At 53.4% G+C, this 15809-nt stretch carries 13 protein-coding genes and 1 tRNA gene; 8 read left to right on the top strand and 6 right to left on the bottom strand.

Going from position 1 to position 15809, the window contains the following annotated elements; all coding sequences use genetic code 11:
* The first annotated feature begins 140 nt into the window (after positions 1–140).
* Positions 141–2036 carry a peptidoglycan DD-transpeptidase MrdA2 gene (gene mrdA2, locus D8B20_RS14430; RefSeq protein WP_145889504.1) on the top strand — a complete coding sequence of 632 codons (1896 nt, stop codon included), beginning with the start codon at positions 141–143 and terminating at the stop codon, positions 2034–2036.
* Between the two features lie 11 nt (positions 2037–2047).
* On the opposite strand, the gene D8B20_RS14425 is transcribed toward mrdA2, so the two are convergent.
* From D8B20_RS14425 to D8B20_RS21965, 5 genes are all read right to left on the bottom strand, one after another.
* The gene (locus D8B20_RS14425) at positions 2048–2758 is read right to left on the bottom strand and encodes a GGDEF domain-containing protein (RefSeq protein ID WP_145889503.1); all 711 of its coding nucleotides are present in this window, start codon (positions 2756–2758) and stop codon (positions 2048–2050) included.
* Positions 2755–3141, bottom strand: coding sequence for a DUF1987 domain-containing protein (locus D8B20_RS14420; protein WP_145889502.1), 387 nt, complete (start codon positions 3139–3141; stop codon positions 2755–2757). Before D8B20_RS14420 ends, D8B20_RS14425 begins: the two co-directional genes overlap by 4 nt.
* Positions 3142–3148: 7 nt before the next feature.
* Positions 3149–3700 carry a SiaB family protein kinase gene (locus tag D8B20_RS14415; protein WP_145889501.1) on the bottom strand — a complete coding sequence of 184 codons (552 nt, stop codon included), beginning with the start codon at positions 3698–3700 and terminating at the stop codon, positions 3149–3151.
* A gap of 10 nt (positions 3701–3710) precedes the next feature.
* Positions 3711–4934, bottom strand: a complete 1224-nt coding sequence (locus tag D8B20_RS14410) for a SpoIIE family protein phosphatase (RefSeq protein WP_145889500.1) — start codon at positions 4932–4934, stop codon at positions 3711–3713.
* A 113-nt stretch (positions 4935–5047) separates the two neighbouring features.
* A complete protein-coding gene (locus D8B20_RS21965; protein WP_145889499.1) occupies positions 5048–6370 on the bottom strand; it encodes a methyl-accepting chemotaxis protein in 1323 nt (440 codons plus the stop codon).
* Between D8B20_RS21965 and D8B20_RS21655 the strand changes: the two genes are divergently transcribed.
* The 5 genes from D8B20_RS21655 (at position 6270) to D8B20_RS14385 (ending at position 10696) form a co-directional block, all read left to right on the top strand.
* Positions 6270–6548 carry a hypothetical protein gene (locus D8B20_RS21655; RefSeq protein ID WP_186454443.1) on the top strand — a complete coding sequence of 93 codons (279 nt, stop codon included), beginning with the start codon at positions 6270–6272 and terminating at the stop codon, positions 6546–6548. The genes D8B20_RS21965 and D8B20_RS21655 overlap by 101 nt on opposite strands.
* Before the next feature lie 18 nt (positions 6549–6566).
* Positions 6567–6642 (top strand) — tRNA-Phe (locus D8B20_RS14400).
* A gap of 128 nt (positions 6643–6770) precedes the next feature.
* A complete protein-coding gene (locus D8B20_RS14395; protein ID WP_145889498.1) occupies positions 6771–8441 on the top strand; it encodes a site-specific integrase in 1671 nt (556 codons plus the stop codon).
* Positions 8442–8470: 29 nt separating this feature from the next.
* Positions 8471–9394 carry a hypothetical protein gene (locus tag D8B20_RS14390; RefSeq protein WP_145889497.1) on the top strand — a complete coding sequence of 308 codons (924 nt, stop codon included), beginning with the start codon at positions 8471–8473 and terminating at the stop codon, positions 9392–9394.
* A 732-nt stretch (positions 9395–10126) separates the two neighbouring features.
* A complete protein-coding gene (locus D8B20_RS14385) occupies positions 10127–10696 on the top strand; it encodes a recombinase family protein (protein ID WP_145889496.1) in 570 nt (189 codons plus the stop codon).
* Between the two features lie 78 nt (positions 10697–10774).
* Here the strand turns inward: D8B20_RS14385 and D8B20_RS14380 are convergent.
* Positions 10775–11895, bottom strand: a protein-coding gene (locus D8B20_RS14380) for an IS3 family transposase (RefSeq protein WP_145886803.1) whose coding sequence is annotated in 2 segments (ribosomal slippage) — positions 10775–11637 and positions 11637–11895 — 1122 coding nt in all. Because the reading frame shifts where the segments join, the coding sequence is not laid out codon by codon here.
* A 1074-nt stretch (positions 11896–12969) separates the two neighbouring features.
* Here D8B20_RS14380 and D8B20_RS14375 point away from each other — a divergent pair.
* Positions 12970–14037, top strand: a complete 1068-nt coding sequence (locus tag D8B20_RS14375; protein ID WP_145889495.1) for a ParA family protein — start codon at positions 12970–12972, stop codon at positions 14035–14037.
* A gap of 473 nt (positions 14038–14510) precedes the next feature.
* Positions 14511–15704: an MFS transporter gene (locus D8B20_RS14370; protein ID WP_145889494.1), complete on the top strand. Its 1194-nt coding sequence runs from the start codon at positions 14511–14513 to the stop codon at positions 15702–15704.
* The last annotated feature ends 105 nt before the right edge of the window (positions 15705–15809 follow it).

The raw sequence follows: 15809 nt of genomic DNA, 5'->3' as shown, positions 1-15809 counted from the left end.
CCGCGCAGTTCGCGCTCCCCGCCGTTCTGCCTGCCGTAAACATCTGACACACTTTTGCCCAGGCTTGTGCATCTTCCTGCTGGCTATGATGCGTTCTCTGCTTATCATTAGCGTGATAACGAAGAGACTAAACGCCCCTGATGAATTTCCGAAATTTCGAAGCCGAAGAGAAACTGTTTGTCCGCCGCGCGCTTGTCGCTTTTGCCCTGGTTGTCATCTGCTTCACGATTCTTGGCATTAACCTGTATCGCTTACAGGTCGATCAACACAGCTATTACCAGACGCGTTCCAACGAGAACGACATCAAAATGATCCCGATCGCGCCGACGCGCGGGCTGATCTTCGATCGCAACGGGATTCCGCTGGTACGCAACGTCACCTGGTACGACATTCTCGTCACGCCGTACAAAATCAGCGATATGCAGGCCACGCTAAACGCGCTGAAGCCGATTGTGGATCTCACGCCCGACGACATCGACAATTTTCAGCACGCACTCAAACAGAGCAGCCGTTATAAGCCGGTTGAGCTGAAGGCCGAATTGACCGATGAGGAAGTCGCGCGCTTTTCAGTCAATCAGTTCCGCTTCACCGGCGTCACCATCGACACTTATCAGGATCGCGAATACCCCTATGGGGCCGATCTGGCGCATGTGGTGGGCTATGTCTCGAAGATCAACGACAGCGACTTTAAGCGCCTGAACGCCGAGGGCGTCGGGGAAAACTACGCCGCAGACCATAACATTGGCAAGCAGGGTATCGAAGGCTATTACGAATCGCTGCTGCACGGTAAAACCGGCTATCAGGAAGTCGAAGTGGATAACCACGGCCGGATTGTGCGCGTGCTGAAAGAGGTGCCGCCGGTGGCCGGTAAAAACCTCTACCTGACGCTTGATCTGCACCTGCAGCAGTATGTGGAAAGCCAGCTGGCCGGACAGCGTGCGGCGGCGCTGATTGAAGATCCGCACGACGGCAGCGTGCTGGCGATGGTCTCGGCGCCCAGCTACGATCCCAATCCGTTCGTCAAAGGCATCAGCTATAAAGCCTATAAGGCGCTGCTGCAGGACAAAAACCTGCCGCTGATCAACCGTGTCACCCAGGGGCTGTATCCGCCGGCCTCCACGGTTAAACCTTATATGGCGATGTCGGCGCTGCTGACCCACGTGATCACACCCGGCACCACCTTCTTTGGCGCACCGACCTGGACGCTGCCCGGCACCGACCGTAAATACCGCGACTGGAAGAAATCCGGGCACGGCATGCTGGATGTCACCAAAGCGATTGAAGAGTCAGCCGATACCTTCTTCTACCAGGTGGCGTTTATGATGGGCATCGACCGCATTCACACCATGCTCAGCCAGTTTGGCTATGGCAAACCCACCGGTATCGATCTTAACGAAGAGTACAGCGGCCTGCTGCCGAGCCGCGAATGGAAGCAGAAGGTGCATAAGCACAGCTGGTATCAAGGCGATACGGTGTCCGTTGGCATCGGGCAGGGATACTGGATCGCCACGCCGATTCAGATGGTGAAAGCGATGGTGGCGCTGATTAACAATGGCCGCGTCATCAGCCCGCACCTGCTGGAGAAAGCGCAGCGCGGCAACTGGCAGCAGCCATACCAGCCAACGCTGCCGCAGCCGCAGATTGGCGATGCCAAATCCCCCTACTGGTCACTGGTGCGGCATGCAATGTTTGGCATGGCCAACGCGCCAAACGGCACCGGCTATAAATATTTTCACACCGCGCCTTACGGTATCGCGGCAAAATCCGGGACTTCTCAGGTATTCAGCCTGAAACAGAACCAGACCTACAACGCGAAGATGATTCCGGTGCGGCTGCGCGACCACATCTTTTATACCGCTTTCGCGCCGTTCAGCGATCCGAAAGTGGCGGTGGCGCTGATTCTGGAAAACGGCGGCAACGAAGGGGTGACGGCTGCGCCGGTGATGCGCAACATTCTGGACCATATCTTCCTGCCGCCGGCCACCACGCCGCCGCTGGAGACGGCGCAGAAGGGCACAACCGGTCCGTCAACCTGACGCGCGCCCGGTCAGCGGAAAAACACCCGGTTGCGGCCGTGGTTTTTAGCATCGTAGAGCGCGGCATCGGCGTTGCTGTACAGCGCGTCAAAACCGGAACCCGGCTTACCATAGCTGACGCCCAGGCTGGCGGTGACCAGCTGTCCGGGCAGCACCGCCAGCGGAGCGGCGTTGAGCGAGGCGTGAATCGCGCCCGCCACAATCACCGCATCTGCCAGGCGATAGTGCGGCAGCAGTACTGTGAACTCCTCGCCGCCGATGCGGCCAATGCTGGCGGCCTCCGGGCAGTGCGCCTGAATGCGTGCCACCAGCGCGCAAATCACCCGATCGCCCATGGGATGGCCATGCTCATCGTTGATCTTCTTGAAGTGATCGATATCCAGAATGATCAGCGCCGCCGCGCCGTGCTGCAGGGTCTGGCTGATGCGCTGAATAATGGCGCCACGGTTCCAGACCGCGGTAAGCGGATCGTGGCTGGCTTTATATTCCAGCGCCTGCGCCAGCTGTTGCAGCTGCTCATTGGCCCGGTTCAGCTCGCGTTCGGCGCGATCGCTGCGGGAAATCATGCGGTAGGTTTCGCGCATCAGGCGCTGATAATCCCGGCTCAGCAGCAGCAGCGCGTCACGGTAATCCCCGGCGCTGAGGGTGCTCTGTGCTGCCACAGCCTGGGAGCGGGTGAGCACCTCGCTCTCTTCGCGAAACAGCTCAGGCAGGCTCATCATAAAGTCAGCTCAGCCTGCAGCCTGACCTGCAGCGCGGTGAAGTCCAGCGCCAGCTCGTGACCAAACTCTTCCGACACATCATCTTCGGCATCATAAAACCAGTTCAGCGTCACCTGCTGGCCGTTTTGCGCCAGCTGATCAAACAGTGCAAACAGGCTGAACAGCATCTTGGTGCTGGAGCTGTTGAAGTAGCGCAGCGCAATGTTCACGTCCAGCGCGCGTGGCTGCAGCGGCTGCCACTGCTCCAGGGCGGACAGCAGCGGACGATAAAAGGCCGCCGCATTTTCCGGCCAGGATTCGCCGCGCAGGGCGAAGCGGCAGGCAGCAAAATCAAAACTGACTTCCGGGGTACTGTCGGTCGCGGCAATAACAAGGTTTTGCATAACAGCATCATTCCTGGTGAAGGGTGGCTTTCAGCCAAAAGGTGGCGTAACCGCGGGTCGCCAGCGGACGCAGTTCATACTCCAGCGGCTCGCTGACATCCCGCGCCAGCGTCAGTAAACCAATACTGGCCCCTTTGCTGGTGGCGGGGCTCTCGGCGCGCAGGCCGGCGCGATACGCCTGGCGGATCTCTTCCTGACTCATGCTGCGCAGCGATTCCAGCCAGTCACGCAGCTGCTCACAGGCGGCTTCTTCCACCTGGTTGCTGCTCTCCAGCACCCAGCTGTCGCTGCTGACGCGCAGCGTGACGGTGCCGAAACGAAAATCCTGCTCAGGGTGCAGCACAACGCGGCAATCCTGTGAATAGCGCAGAATGTTCTGCACCATCTCCACAAAACTGGAAAACAGGCGCCGCCGCAGCCTGAGCGGCGCCTGCTGATTTTCCAGCAGGGCTTTGATCACTTCACCCATGGCCGTGATGTTCTGCGGCGAAAAAAAGCCGGTATAGTGCAGCGCCACATCGTCGGCGGGCAGCGGACGGCAGCCGGAAGCTGAATGCATAACGTGCTCGTTAATAACGGAAGCCAAACCAGGTGACGTCGTCGCGTCTCGGCTGGTTGCCTTGCCAGTGGAGTAATTCCTGCGCGAAGGCAGCAGACAGCGCGGGCATCGGCAGGGCGGAAAAGTGGCTGATCAGCGCCTGGATGCGCTTTTTGCCAAACATAATCTGACGCGCGCCGCCGGGTTGATCGGTAACGCCGTCAGTCATCACCAGCAGCATGTCGCCGCGCTGCAGCGTCAGCTGTTGCTGCGGCCACGCATAATCCTGCGGCGTCCCGGTGTAGCCCACGCCGGTGCGATCGCTGCTGAGTGTGTGCTGTGTGCCATCCGCGCGCTGCAGCAGGGCGTGCATGCGCGCGCTGGCCCAGCTCAACTGGTGAGTGGCACGCTCCAGCCGCAGCGCAATGGCATCACAGCCATCATTGGACAGGGAAGTCTGCTGTGACGCATTCAGCTGGCCGAGGGTTTGTTTGATGTGGTGATTCAGCGACTGCAGCAGCGCCGCCGGCTCATGACACTGCTGCTGCAGCGCTTTTTCCAGCGCGGATTGCAGAATCACCGTCATAAAGGCGCCGGGAATGCCATGGCCGGTGCAATCGGCAATCAGCGCCAGCCAGCCGTGTTCGTCGCGGTGAAAGGCATAATAGTCGCCGCCCACGCCATCGCGCGGCTGCCAGTGCAGGCACCAGTCGCTGAACTGCTGCGCCATTTGCTGTTTTGAGCGGTCCAGCATCGCATCCTGGATCACGCGGGCGTAATCAATGCTCTGCAATATCTGCTGATGCTGCTGCGCCTGCAGATCGGACACGGTGCGGATCAGATCGATGCCCAGTCCGATACCGATATAGCGCCCCTGTTCCGTGATAATAAAGCCATCGGTCACGGACTTATCCCCGCTGGCCACCACCTGCTGCGCCACCTGATCCAGCCCGGTTTCGGCGTCGATCACCAGCGGTGCCTTATCCATAAAAGCAATGCAGCTTTTGCGGTCATACAGCTCGCGGAAGAACGGGCGTGTCATCTGTGACAAAAAGATATGCCGGTTGATCATGCCAAACGGCGTGCCGTTTTCGACCACCGGCAGGCCAATCAGATCTTTATGCTCGCTGAACAGCGCCATCACCGCGGTGTTATCCATGGCGGGGCTGACAAAGGGCACGGCAATGCACAGTGAACGCGCACGGGCACGGCTCGACAGGGCGGGAAGCCCTGCGTGCAAATCAGGCAGTTGCATAAGGTGGCTCGGGATAAACCAGGAATATTCTTAGCGTACTGCGCGGCTGTGACACTTTTATGTCACTACGGGGTGGGCAGCAGAGGGCCCGGGGCCCTCTGCCTCAGGCACAGCTAGTTCTTTTCCAGGGTTTCCGTGACGTGACTGATGGCGCGTACCACTTCACGGGAGCTGCCGCGAATCTCCGCCATCATACCGCCGGCTTCCTGTGCCAGAATGACGCCCTGATCGGCGCGTTTCAGGTTAGATTCAATGCCCTTCAGCGCTTTTTCTGCCAGCGTGTGGTTATGCTCCATGCGTTTTTCAATCTCGGTGGTGGCGCGGTTGATGTTTGCCGCCAGCGCGCGCACCTCATTGGCGACCACGGCAAAGCTACGGCCGTGCTGACCGGCACGCGCCGCTTCAATCGCCGCATTCAGCGCCAGCAGGTTGGTCTGCTCGGCAATCTGCCGGATGCTGGCCACAATAGCACCAATCTGCTCGGAAGAGTCGCCGAGGTTGGTGATATCCCCGGAGATGCCGTGCAGCTCACCGGCCAGGGCATTGATGGTCTGCACGCTGTTCTCGATGACCGTCGCGCCAAGGCGCGTGCTTTCGCTGGTCTGCAGCGCCGTCTGGTAAGCCTGCTGTGCGGCCTCGCGCTCCTGCTGGCTCTTTTCCACCTGTGCGGTAACGTCGGTGGCGAATTTCACCACTTTGTACAGCTGGCCGGATTCACTGAACACCGGGTTGTAAGTGGCGCGCAGCCAGAAGGTGTTGCCCTGTTTATTGATGCGCTGGAACTGGCCGGAGATAAATTTTCCCTCATTCAGCTGCTGCCAGAACTGGCGATACGCGTCGCTCTCGCGGATTGCCGGCGGGCAAAACAGGCTGTGATGGCGGCCGAGGATCTCATCCGCGCGGTAGCCGGTGGTTTTCAGGAAATTGTCGTTCGCCATCAGCACTTCACCTTTGAGGTTAAAGGCAATGACCGCCATGGAGCGATCGATGGCGCTGGTCATGGCGCGCTGCTCCTGCGCATCGATGATGCGCGCGGTGATATCGCTTGCCAGCTTGACGATTTTCTTAACCCGCCCGTGGCGATCCTGCACCGGGACGTAGTTGGCTTCCAGCCAGATTGGATGGTTGTGCTTTGTCACGCGCAGAAACTTATCGCTGAAGCTCTCGCCGCGCTTTAGCCGCTGCCAGAAATCGCGATAGCGTTGTGACTGCACCGTATCCGGCGTGCAAAAGATACGGTGATGCTGGCCAACAATCTCCTCAAGGCGATAGCCCATGCGCTCAAGGAACAGATTGTTGGCGGTGAGGATATGGCCATCCGGCGTGAATTCCACCATGGCGATGGCCTTCTGCAGAGAACGGAGCGTGGCGGACCGGCTGCTGTGTGTCAGCCGGGTGAGACGGGAAAAAAGACCTGGTGTGGTGGTGCTGAACATGGGGAAACCTTTTTATTGGTATACGTTTTCACCACGGTTATCGGCACAAGCGTTTAAAAATTCAGCGCACACGCCGGGGCAAAGCGGCAATTTTTTCACCGTTCAGCGCGCGGTTGCTGCAAAAGGCATCAGTCAGCGGATTTTTGCCGAAAAGCGTTTGACGGCCCGGCCCGGGTAGGGTTTAATGCGCCCCGTTGCCCGGATAGCTCAGTCGGTAGAGCAGGGGATTGAAAATCCCCGTGTCCGTGGTTCGATTCCGCGTCCGGGCACCAACATTCCAAACCCTCGCTTTATGCGGGGGTTTTTGCTTTCTGCTCAATAACTTCTTGGTTTGTCAGTAGTTACCTCCTAATTTTCTCCATCGGCCTCGCTTCCCGGTGGTACAGAAAGGTGGTACAAAATGGGCATTATGATACAACCGACAAAGAACCGATTCGGCGTTTACCACGTTCGTAAAGCCGTACCCAAACACCTGATCGCTATCCTCGATAAACGTGAAATCAAGTTTACTCTTGATACGAAAGACGTTAATGAGGCCAGAACGCGTGCGCCCGCCAAAATCATCCAGATCGACATGATACTCCGACTGGCTGAAAAACAGCTTGAAGCAGAACAATCGTTAACCGATGCGGATATCGAGCTAATTGCTGGCGTATGGGCGTCAAAGACCATGCAGAGTGACGAACTAATCCGGGAGCGGTACGTTGTTGAAGAGCAGCACGATGATAAAATGGGGCTGACTCACTCGCCAGAAAATGTGCTGATTCACGACTGGCTGGAAGACCGCCAACGTAAGCCCAACTATAAGTCACAGACATGGCAGGAAGAACGTGACGTATCCATTGATAAACTGATGGCCGTCGAGCTTGAGGAAGCTCTCGAATACACGCCTACTGTCCTCACTCCAGTCTGGAGAAACCGTCTGGCCTGGCGTCTAGCTGAACGCCGTAGCGATCTGACGAATGCATATCTTATGAGCCTCCGCCCACGACTCTACGCTAAAAGCAAAGGGTTGGATTCATTGCCGGAAGAAAAGCCTCTAAGGCTCACCTTCGCAGACCTGTTCGCACGTTATAAAGAACACGTTCGGCGTCATGAGCCATTACGTGCAGAAAGTCGGATTATCGCCTATACGACATCGGTTAACCGTTTCATCGAGTTTATCGGCCAGAAGGCTGTCAAAGATATCACCGTTACAGACCTCGCAGACTTTCGTTCGCTGATTGAAAAGCTTCCATCCCGTCCATCGAAGGCTGTTCGCCTAATGCCACTGCAAAGCCAGGTTAATGCCAAAGGTGCGAAAATTAGCCCTACTCGCGTCGAGAACATTCTGAAGGAGTTATCTTCGATCTTTCGAGTTGCGGTTGAAGACGGCAAGCTCGCTGAGAATCCACTTAATAAGTTGAAGAAACGCAAGGTTGTTGCAGGCCCGGCAGTGGTCAGGTCTTTCAGCCCGGATGAAATCCGCCGCATCTTCTCATTGCCCGTATTTGACGGTGAAACGACGCCTCATGGTGCAATGGCTTACTGGATACCTGTAATTCTGTACTACTGCGGCGCTCGCGTTGAGGAAATAGCTCAGCTTCGTAAGAGCGACATTGTGGAAGTAGATGGAATCCCCTGCATTAGGCTGGCGATGGGTGAAGGCCAATCGATCAAGATGGGTAACACAAGGCAATTCCCAATACACAGCCACCTGATCGAGCTAGGTTTCCTTAATTTCGTCCAAGCTCAGACCTACCAATTGTTTGCCAAAAAGTCTGAAGTGAACCGGAAATATTCATACAACTACGCTCGGTGGTGGGGTAACTACATTCGTGAACACGGCCTGATTCGGGAAGGGATCAAACCGACCCACAGCTTCCGGCACACTCTCGTTACCCTGTTTCGCGACCTGAACATTCGTGAAGAAATCCAAGACAGCATTCTCGGACATAACGAAAATTCACCCGCTATGGCAAAGGCCAGTCACGGTTACGGAGAGAAGTCTGTCGAGGCCCAACGTAATGCCATTGAGCAAATCCCCAGATTGAACCTTGAGCGGCTGGAATCGCGTTTCCCTGCGGTATAAGGCAAATAATTCATCTGGAGATCATCAATATGCAAATTCCCGATTCTGCATTTCGCATCGTCGCTGGGACCCCGCAGGTTTCTGTCGCATTTTTGAGAGACAAAGTCCCTGCAACTAAACGTTTTAGCCAGTGGATGCAGCGTACTCATTCAAAGCTATGCCAGGCTCCGCCCGAAATCCTCAAGTGTTGTTCTGACGAGCTAATTTGTGGACGGTTCCCTGGTCCAACCGGATGGCTTGACGCGAGTGACGCTCTCGCTTTACTGACTTACAGCATATACAGCAGTCGAAACACACATCTTGTCGCAGCTATTAAGGAAAAAGCAGGGGTAACTTTACCCGTTGCCAATCATGAAAGCACTTTTGCAGGGCAGTTCTTCGATGCACTTAGCCCTCTTCTGGCGAGTTTCTGGAGGGATACAAGAAGGTACTATGAGATTCAGCGTGAGAAGGTTATTGGCCCTTACCGGGTTGATTCGCTCATCGTGGAGAAAAGCTCAAATACTGATGGTTCAACAATAATTCGTCATTATGTAATTGAATTTGATGAGAAAGCTCATAAATCAAAGAGGTATCGCTTTAATGATTTGAAGAGAGACCGCTGGTTTCGTAAAAACTGCCCTGAAATCAAGTTAATCAGAGTAAGGCATGAAGAGCAGGAGCTTTGGTTAGAAGCAATCAGTCAGCTAAGGATGCTGAAAAGTCTTGAAGATTGTTATGTTCATTGTCTGAGAACAGCGTGTGAACCTCTTCAATCCTCAGAGCTTTTGATAACCAGCCAATCGTCACAATCTGCCTATGAATCTGAACATAACATTTGCTGGTTCATGCTGAAACGTCCAAAACAGAGGCTGAGAGAGCTTAAGGAGCTTCTGGAGAGGCTTGGAATACCTTGCCAAGGCGGTAGAACGATCAGATTTAAACGAGCTTGTCTCCGCCGATACGGATTCTAAGTCGTTCCGTAGCAGAAACGTTCCAACAATATCAGCGTCGTAACAACGATAATGGCATTTTGGAACGTTTAAACGTCGAATACGCCCCCCAACACACCCTCTTATAGCCAATCCATACCCATACATACTTTAATACTCAAATTCATCTCTGAAATTACATGTTGATTTACAAGATGGTTTAGATGCTAGCTAATACTCAAAATCCCTTCATCCAGTAAAGTTGCACGAGAACTGTGTGCCTACCGCCAGAAATTCTTCATAAATCAACAAATTAAGCGCAATCGGTATAAGGAAGTTGAATTAATCACAATGGAGGTAAATATGCAGTGCAAGTCATTCCCTTTCCAATTTAAAAACATCGCTTACAGAGGCTCTGAGAACGTCCACGAGGCACTAGCTGAAGAGCCTTCAATACCTCACCGCTCTGGTTTGGGAGGTCGGAAGAAATGAACTATTGGAGAATGTTGAAAAAGGCTTTATTCACAGCACTCAGTGCTTTTCTGGCTGCAATCCTTGAGGAAATGGCATCCGCTTATCCAAAGACTGGGGCTGCTTAAGCTAAGCCTCTACTTCATCATCCACCTCAATTGCCCCCTGCCAACAACCATGCCCTAAAGATCTGCCACTGCCGTAACGGTAGAAAGCCTCATTCGGCCCTGCCACAGGGTGGTTTTGGGGTTTTGGCAGGCTTTTGCAGCATAGCATGGTCTATTGGCAGGGTAAGGAGTTCTCATGGCTACAGTCGGTTACGCTCGCGTCTCAACAAACGGGCAAAGTCTGGATACTCAACTCGAAGCACTATCCGGCTGCGAAAAGATATTCAGGGAGAAAATTAGTGGGGCTAAAGATGACCGCCCGGAACTACATGCACTGCTGGATTTTGTCAGGGAAGGTGATGTGGTGCAGGTCACCAAACTGGATCGCCTAGCACGTAACACACGCCATTTGCTTGAAGTGTCGGAATATCTGCAAGTGAAAGGTGTTGCCTTGAACATACTGAACATAGGAATAAATACTGCAACGCCGACAGGCAAGCTCATGTTGACTATGATTGGGGCAATCGCGACCTTTGAGCGAGAGATGATGCTTGAACGGCAAGCAGAGGGAATCGCACTGGCAAAACAGAAAGGGAAGTACACTGGACGAAAAGCTACAGCGAGGATAAAAACTAAAGAAATTATTGATTTGGTCGAAAAAGGTTTAAGTAAGGCAGAGATTTCACGGCAACTTGGAATCGGAATCACCAGCATCTACAGAGTCATTCGTGCTAACAGGCCGGATTTACTAGGAAATGGATTATGAGATTAATAAAAGGATTCGTATTAACTGCACTTTCATTCAGCACAGCCAGTGACCTGCCCCCAGGATTAGATACAACCTTCAGTTAGTAATGTCGGTTGGTTTTTCTTCATATTTCCCGTCTCGCCAGCCTGCTGCAAATTCAGCTGGCGTCTGGTAATCCAGAGATGAATGTGGTCGACACTCGTTATAATCCTGCCGCCAGTCATTAATGATTTCCCGGGCATGAAGAATATCGCTGAACCAGTGTTCATTCAGACATTCATCCCGGAAGCGGCCATTGAAGCTCTCAATAAATCCGTTCTGCGTTGGCTTGCCTGGCTGGATTAAGCGCAACTCAACACCATGTTCAAAGGCCCATTGATCCAGCGCACGGCAGGTAAACTCCGGACCCTGATCAGTTCTTATCGTTGCAGGATAGCCACGAAACAGCGCAATGCTGTCCAGAATGCGTGTCACCTGAACGCCTGTAATCCCGAATGCCGTGGTGATCGTCAGACACTCCTTCGTGAAATCATCCACGCAGGTCAGACACTTAACCCGGCGGCCGCTGGCAAGAGCATCCATGACAAAATCCATTGACCATGTCAGGTTCGGCGCATCCGGACGAAGAAGCGGAAGCCGCTCAGTCGCCAGCCCCTTGCGGCGTCGCCTGCGCTTTACACCCAGGCCGTTGAGATGATAGATGCGGTATACCCGCTTGTGGTTGACGTGAAGGCCTTCCCGGCGCAGTAACTGCCAGATGCGCCGGTAGCCAAAGCGGCGGCGTTCAAGTGCCAGCTCTGTAATGCGTAGGGACAGCAACGCGTCAGCAGCCGGACGCTGAGCCGAATAACGGCAGGTCGACAGGGGCAAGCCTGCCAGCCTGCAGGCACGACGTTGCGACAGACCTGCGGCCTCACACATGACTTCCACGGCTTCCCGCTTCTGGTCTGTCGTCAGAACTTTCGGCCCAGAGCCACCTGAAGCGCCTCCTTATCCAGCATGGCTTCAGCGAGCAGCTTCTTGAGGCGGGCATTCTCCTCTTCAAGCGACTTGAGCCGCTTCACTTCGGGGACTTCCATGCCGCCAAACTTCTTGCGCCAGGTGTAGAAGGTGGCGTCTGAAATAGCATGCTTGCGGCAGAGTTCCCGGGCCGAAACCCCGGCTTCTGCCTCGCGGAGAATACTGATGATCTGTTCGTCGGAAAATCGCTTCTTCATGGGGACGTCCTCATGTGACTTATGAAGACATTACTAACATCACGGTGTATTAATCAACGGGGAGCAGGTCACCAGCATTGCAGCCTCGCCAAATGATCTGTTTCTACAATGCACCAATGGCATACACGCAACACTTAAAAAAGATGTGCTTAATGTGGAAGGGTTATTCAATCTGCCGTTTACGCATATACAAAGTGATGATGAGGATAAGGTAGTGCTTGTCTTTGCAGACACAAAAACGGAGGCAAAGATAATGATGAGGTATTCCGATGCCAGATGGTTCCTTCAGAATACTGATGGGAACTGGATACCCTGTTCAGCCAGAAAAATCACACTTTAATTACCTGATAAATTCTAAGCAGGAGTAATAAATGACTACCGGGATTAAATTCCTAATAATGTCTATCATAATAAGCATCCTATCACTAACATATCCGTTGAATGTGACTAATCTCATTTGGATTAATGATCAGGGTTACAGCTTCCTTTTCCAAGTAGTCTTTCCCAGACTCGGGTTGGTATGTGGAGGCATTATTGGTGGTTATGCTGGTACAATGATAATTCTTCAAAATAAGAATCAAGAATTAAATAACATTGCCATACCCTCTTCATTGATAGCTGTTGCGTTGTTGATTCTAGCTCTATTCAAAGGAGGGAGTAATTATAGCGTTTTTGTGTACATGTATTCAGTGATTTGTCCCGTATTTATAGGCTTTGGCATAGCACGCTGTCTACATCTAAAAACCAAAGGGTTGATGTTAGCTATGATTATCGCACTGGGAATAGGAAGTTTAGCGCTACTTATAGTTGGTGCAACATCACGGGACTTCATAATAATCATAGACTTAATCACTAGCATGAGGGTTCTTCTGGCGGCATGCATCGGTGGGGCTATGTTCATCTACAGAAGGATCAACTAGTGAAGCGGGTACCTGTAACCAGGTGCCCACATCATCAAGTAAAACATAAGGTTATTTGTATAATCTTATCAAACCGCCAATATTCATCTCACCTGCTAAAAAGTTATGATATCTTAAGCAACCAACTAATAATAACTCGGGGTTGCAATAGGTTATGATCACTTTATCACTTTTTAATAACAAAGGTGGTGTGGGAAAAACCACACTGACATGGAATCTCAGTGTATCTTTAGCCGCTAAAGGCAAATCAGTTTTGCTGATAGATTTTGACCCGCAGTGCAACTTATCAATTGCGACCTTAAGTGACCAAAGGTTTGCTAATCTTTTAAGAACAAATGCTCAAATTCCTTTCGGGCAAACTATAAGAGCATTTGGCCAACCTTACATACAGCAGAATAAAACAGAAGTGATTATTAACACGCCTAAACATCCAATGCCTCAAGGGTCTGGACATTTGGATATAGTTGCTGGAGATTTTTGGCTTAATAACCTTTCAGATACTTTGAGTGTTGGTACCGACCTCATAGCAGGTACTAGCGTTTATCGTTTCCTTATGCCCTACTTGATTTCCAGTGCAGCAGAGCAAGCAACCGGAAAAGAGTATGATTATGTTCTGATTGACCTTCCCCCATCGTTCAATACACTTGTTCGCTCTGCACTATATTGCTCTGATTATTTCATCGTACCTTGTACAGCAGATATGTTCTCTGCCTATTGCATTGGCTTGATTGGTGAGATGCTTCCTAAGTTTGTTACTGACTGGGAACAAGGTGTTGCAAGATACTTGAGTGGAAATCCACACGATCCAGTTTTACCACTTAAAGGCAAACCAAAATTTGCAGGCTGGGTGTTCAACGGATTCGATATGAGAAAAAAACAAGGTGCTACTGTCGCCACCGAAGTTGGGGCGGACCTTGCTCACAGAAATGTGATTAGTAGTGCAGTACAGAATGCTTTGTTACCCAGTCTGCAATCTATAAATTCATACAACGCAGTGCCTGCCTTCGTTACTAATGCTCCAGTAGCTAAAGTGGAAGATATGAACGTTATGGCTCCAGACAGTATTATTCAAAGCGTACCTCTCAAATATCTTAAAACTGTACGTCCTACACAACATGTTTTAGTAAGAGGGCAATGGGCTAAAAACCAGCTTGATTTGATGGATAAAATGGATGCGGAGCACGACAAACTCGCAGATCATGTGATAGCAAATTGCATCTAAACTTATTTGCAGAATGGTACAGATTGATGGTACATTCGGAATCGAAGCGAATAACTAACTGTCTAACAATCATCAAGTTAGGAAGCTAGGAATCGTGTCCGTGGTTCGATTCCGCGTCCGGGCACCAACATTCTGAAAACCCAGCCTTTATGGCTGGGTTTTTGCTTTTCTGCCGTCAGGCTTTTTTCTGCGGATGCCGCGCGGACTTTTCCGGCTGCCGCAGGCGCCTCACGCCTCTCTGCACGCCGGTGGTGGCAAAGAGCCGCTGCCGTCCCGCACGTGCAGTGCTGTCCTCCTGCCGCTGGCCCATCCGCAATGCGCTTATCAGGCAGGCGCCGGCGGACGATCGCAGAGACATTGCTGCCGGTCCGTTTCAATTCGTTACTTTTTCCTGTCGTGACTTTTCGCGGTTTGTCACCCTAACTTATCCTCAGCGACTTGCATGAAAATCAATACATAACAGGAACTCCACGATGCGACTTAAATCGTTACAGGCGCTTTGTCTGGTGAGCTTTTTCCTTGCCGATGTCCGGGATGGACTGGGACCTTTTCTGGGCATTTTCCTGACGCAGCGCCACTGGCAGCCCAATGATATCGGCTTTGTCATGACCGCCGGCGGGCTGGCCGGATTGCTGGCAACGCTGCCGGCCGGCATCGTCACGGACGCCACGCGCCACAAACGCACCCTGCTATTGCTGGGCTGCGCGCTGATTACGGCCGCGACGCTGGGGCTATGGTTTTTCCAGCAAACGCTGATTGTTGGCATGACGCAGGTGGTGAGCGGCGTCGCCGCCGCCTTTATTGCGCCGGTGCTGGCCGGGATCACGCTGGGGCTGACCGGCCGGCAGGGATTTAACCGGCAGATGGGCCGCAATGAGGCATTTAACCATGCCGGTAATATGAGCGCGGCGGTGCTGGCGGGGGCCTGTACCTGGTACTGGGGCACCGGTTCGGTGTTTGTCCTGATGACGATGATGGCGGTGTTCACGGCAATTTTTGTGCTGGCGATACGCGGCAGCGATATCGACCACGACGCGGCACGCGGGCTGGAGAGCGCGGCGAATCAGGATATGCCGCGCCTGCCGGCGCTGCTGGGCAACCGCGCGCTGATGACCACCGGCATCACGCTGCTGCTGTTTCACCTCGCAAATGCGGCGCTGCTGCCGATGCTGAGTATGCGCGTGGCGGCACAGCCGGGCGGGCTGAATCCGGGTCTGTATGCAGCGGCAACGGTGGTTATCTCGCAGGCGGTGATGATCCCGGTGGCATTGTGGACCTCGGCCCGGGCAGAGAATAGCGGCTATGCACGCCTGATCCTGCTGGCGTTGCTGCTGCTGCCGGTGCGTGCCATGCTGGCGGCAAGCTTTACCGGCACGCTGGCGATGGTGCCGGTGCAGGTCATGGACGGTCTGGCGGCGGGCATTCTGGGCGTTGCGGTACCGGGTTATATTGTGACGCTGCTGCGCGGCACCGGGCACGTGAATGCCGGTCAGAGTGCGGTGATGCTGATGCAGGGCGTTGGCGCAGCGTTCAGCCCGGCCTTAACCGGTATGATCGCCAGCCGCTACTCCTGGGGTGTGGCGTTTACGGTGCTGAGTGTGATTGCGCTAATGGCGCTGGCGCTCTGGTGGCAGGCCAGCCGGCCTTTTGCTCCCCGTACGGCATAGCGAAAAAAAAGCCAGTCGTGCCCAGCGTGACACGGCTGGCTGACCATCAGGTCATCTTAAAGCTCTCGCAATATTGAACGTCTCCAGGGAAATCACCAGGCGTTG

Origin of the sequence: Candidatus Pantoea soli (assembly GCF_007833795.1) — a bacterium.
GTDB classification, from domain to species: domain Bacteria; phylum Pseudomonadota; class Gammaproteobacteria; order Enterobacterales; family Enterobacteriaceae; genus Pantoea; species Pantoea soli.
The sequence above is the reverse complement of the archived record's forward strand: the minus strand, read 5'-3'. Positions and strand labels throughout refer to the sequence as shown.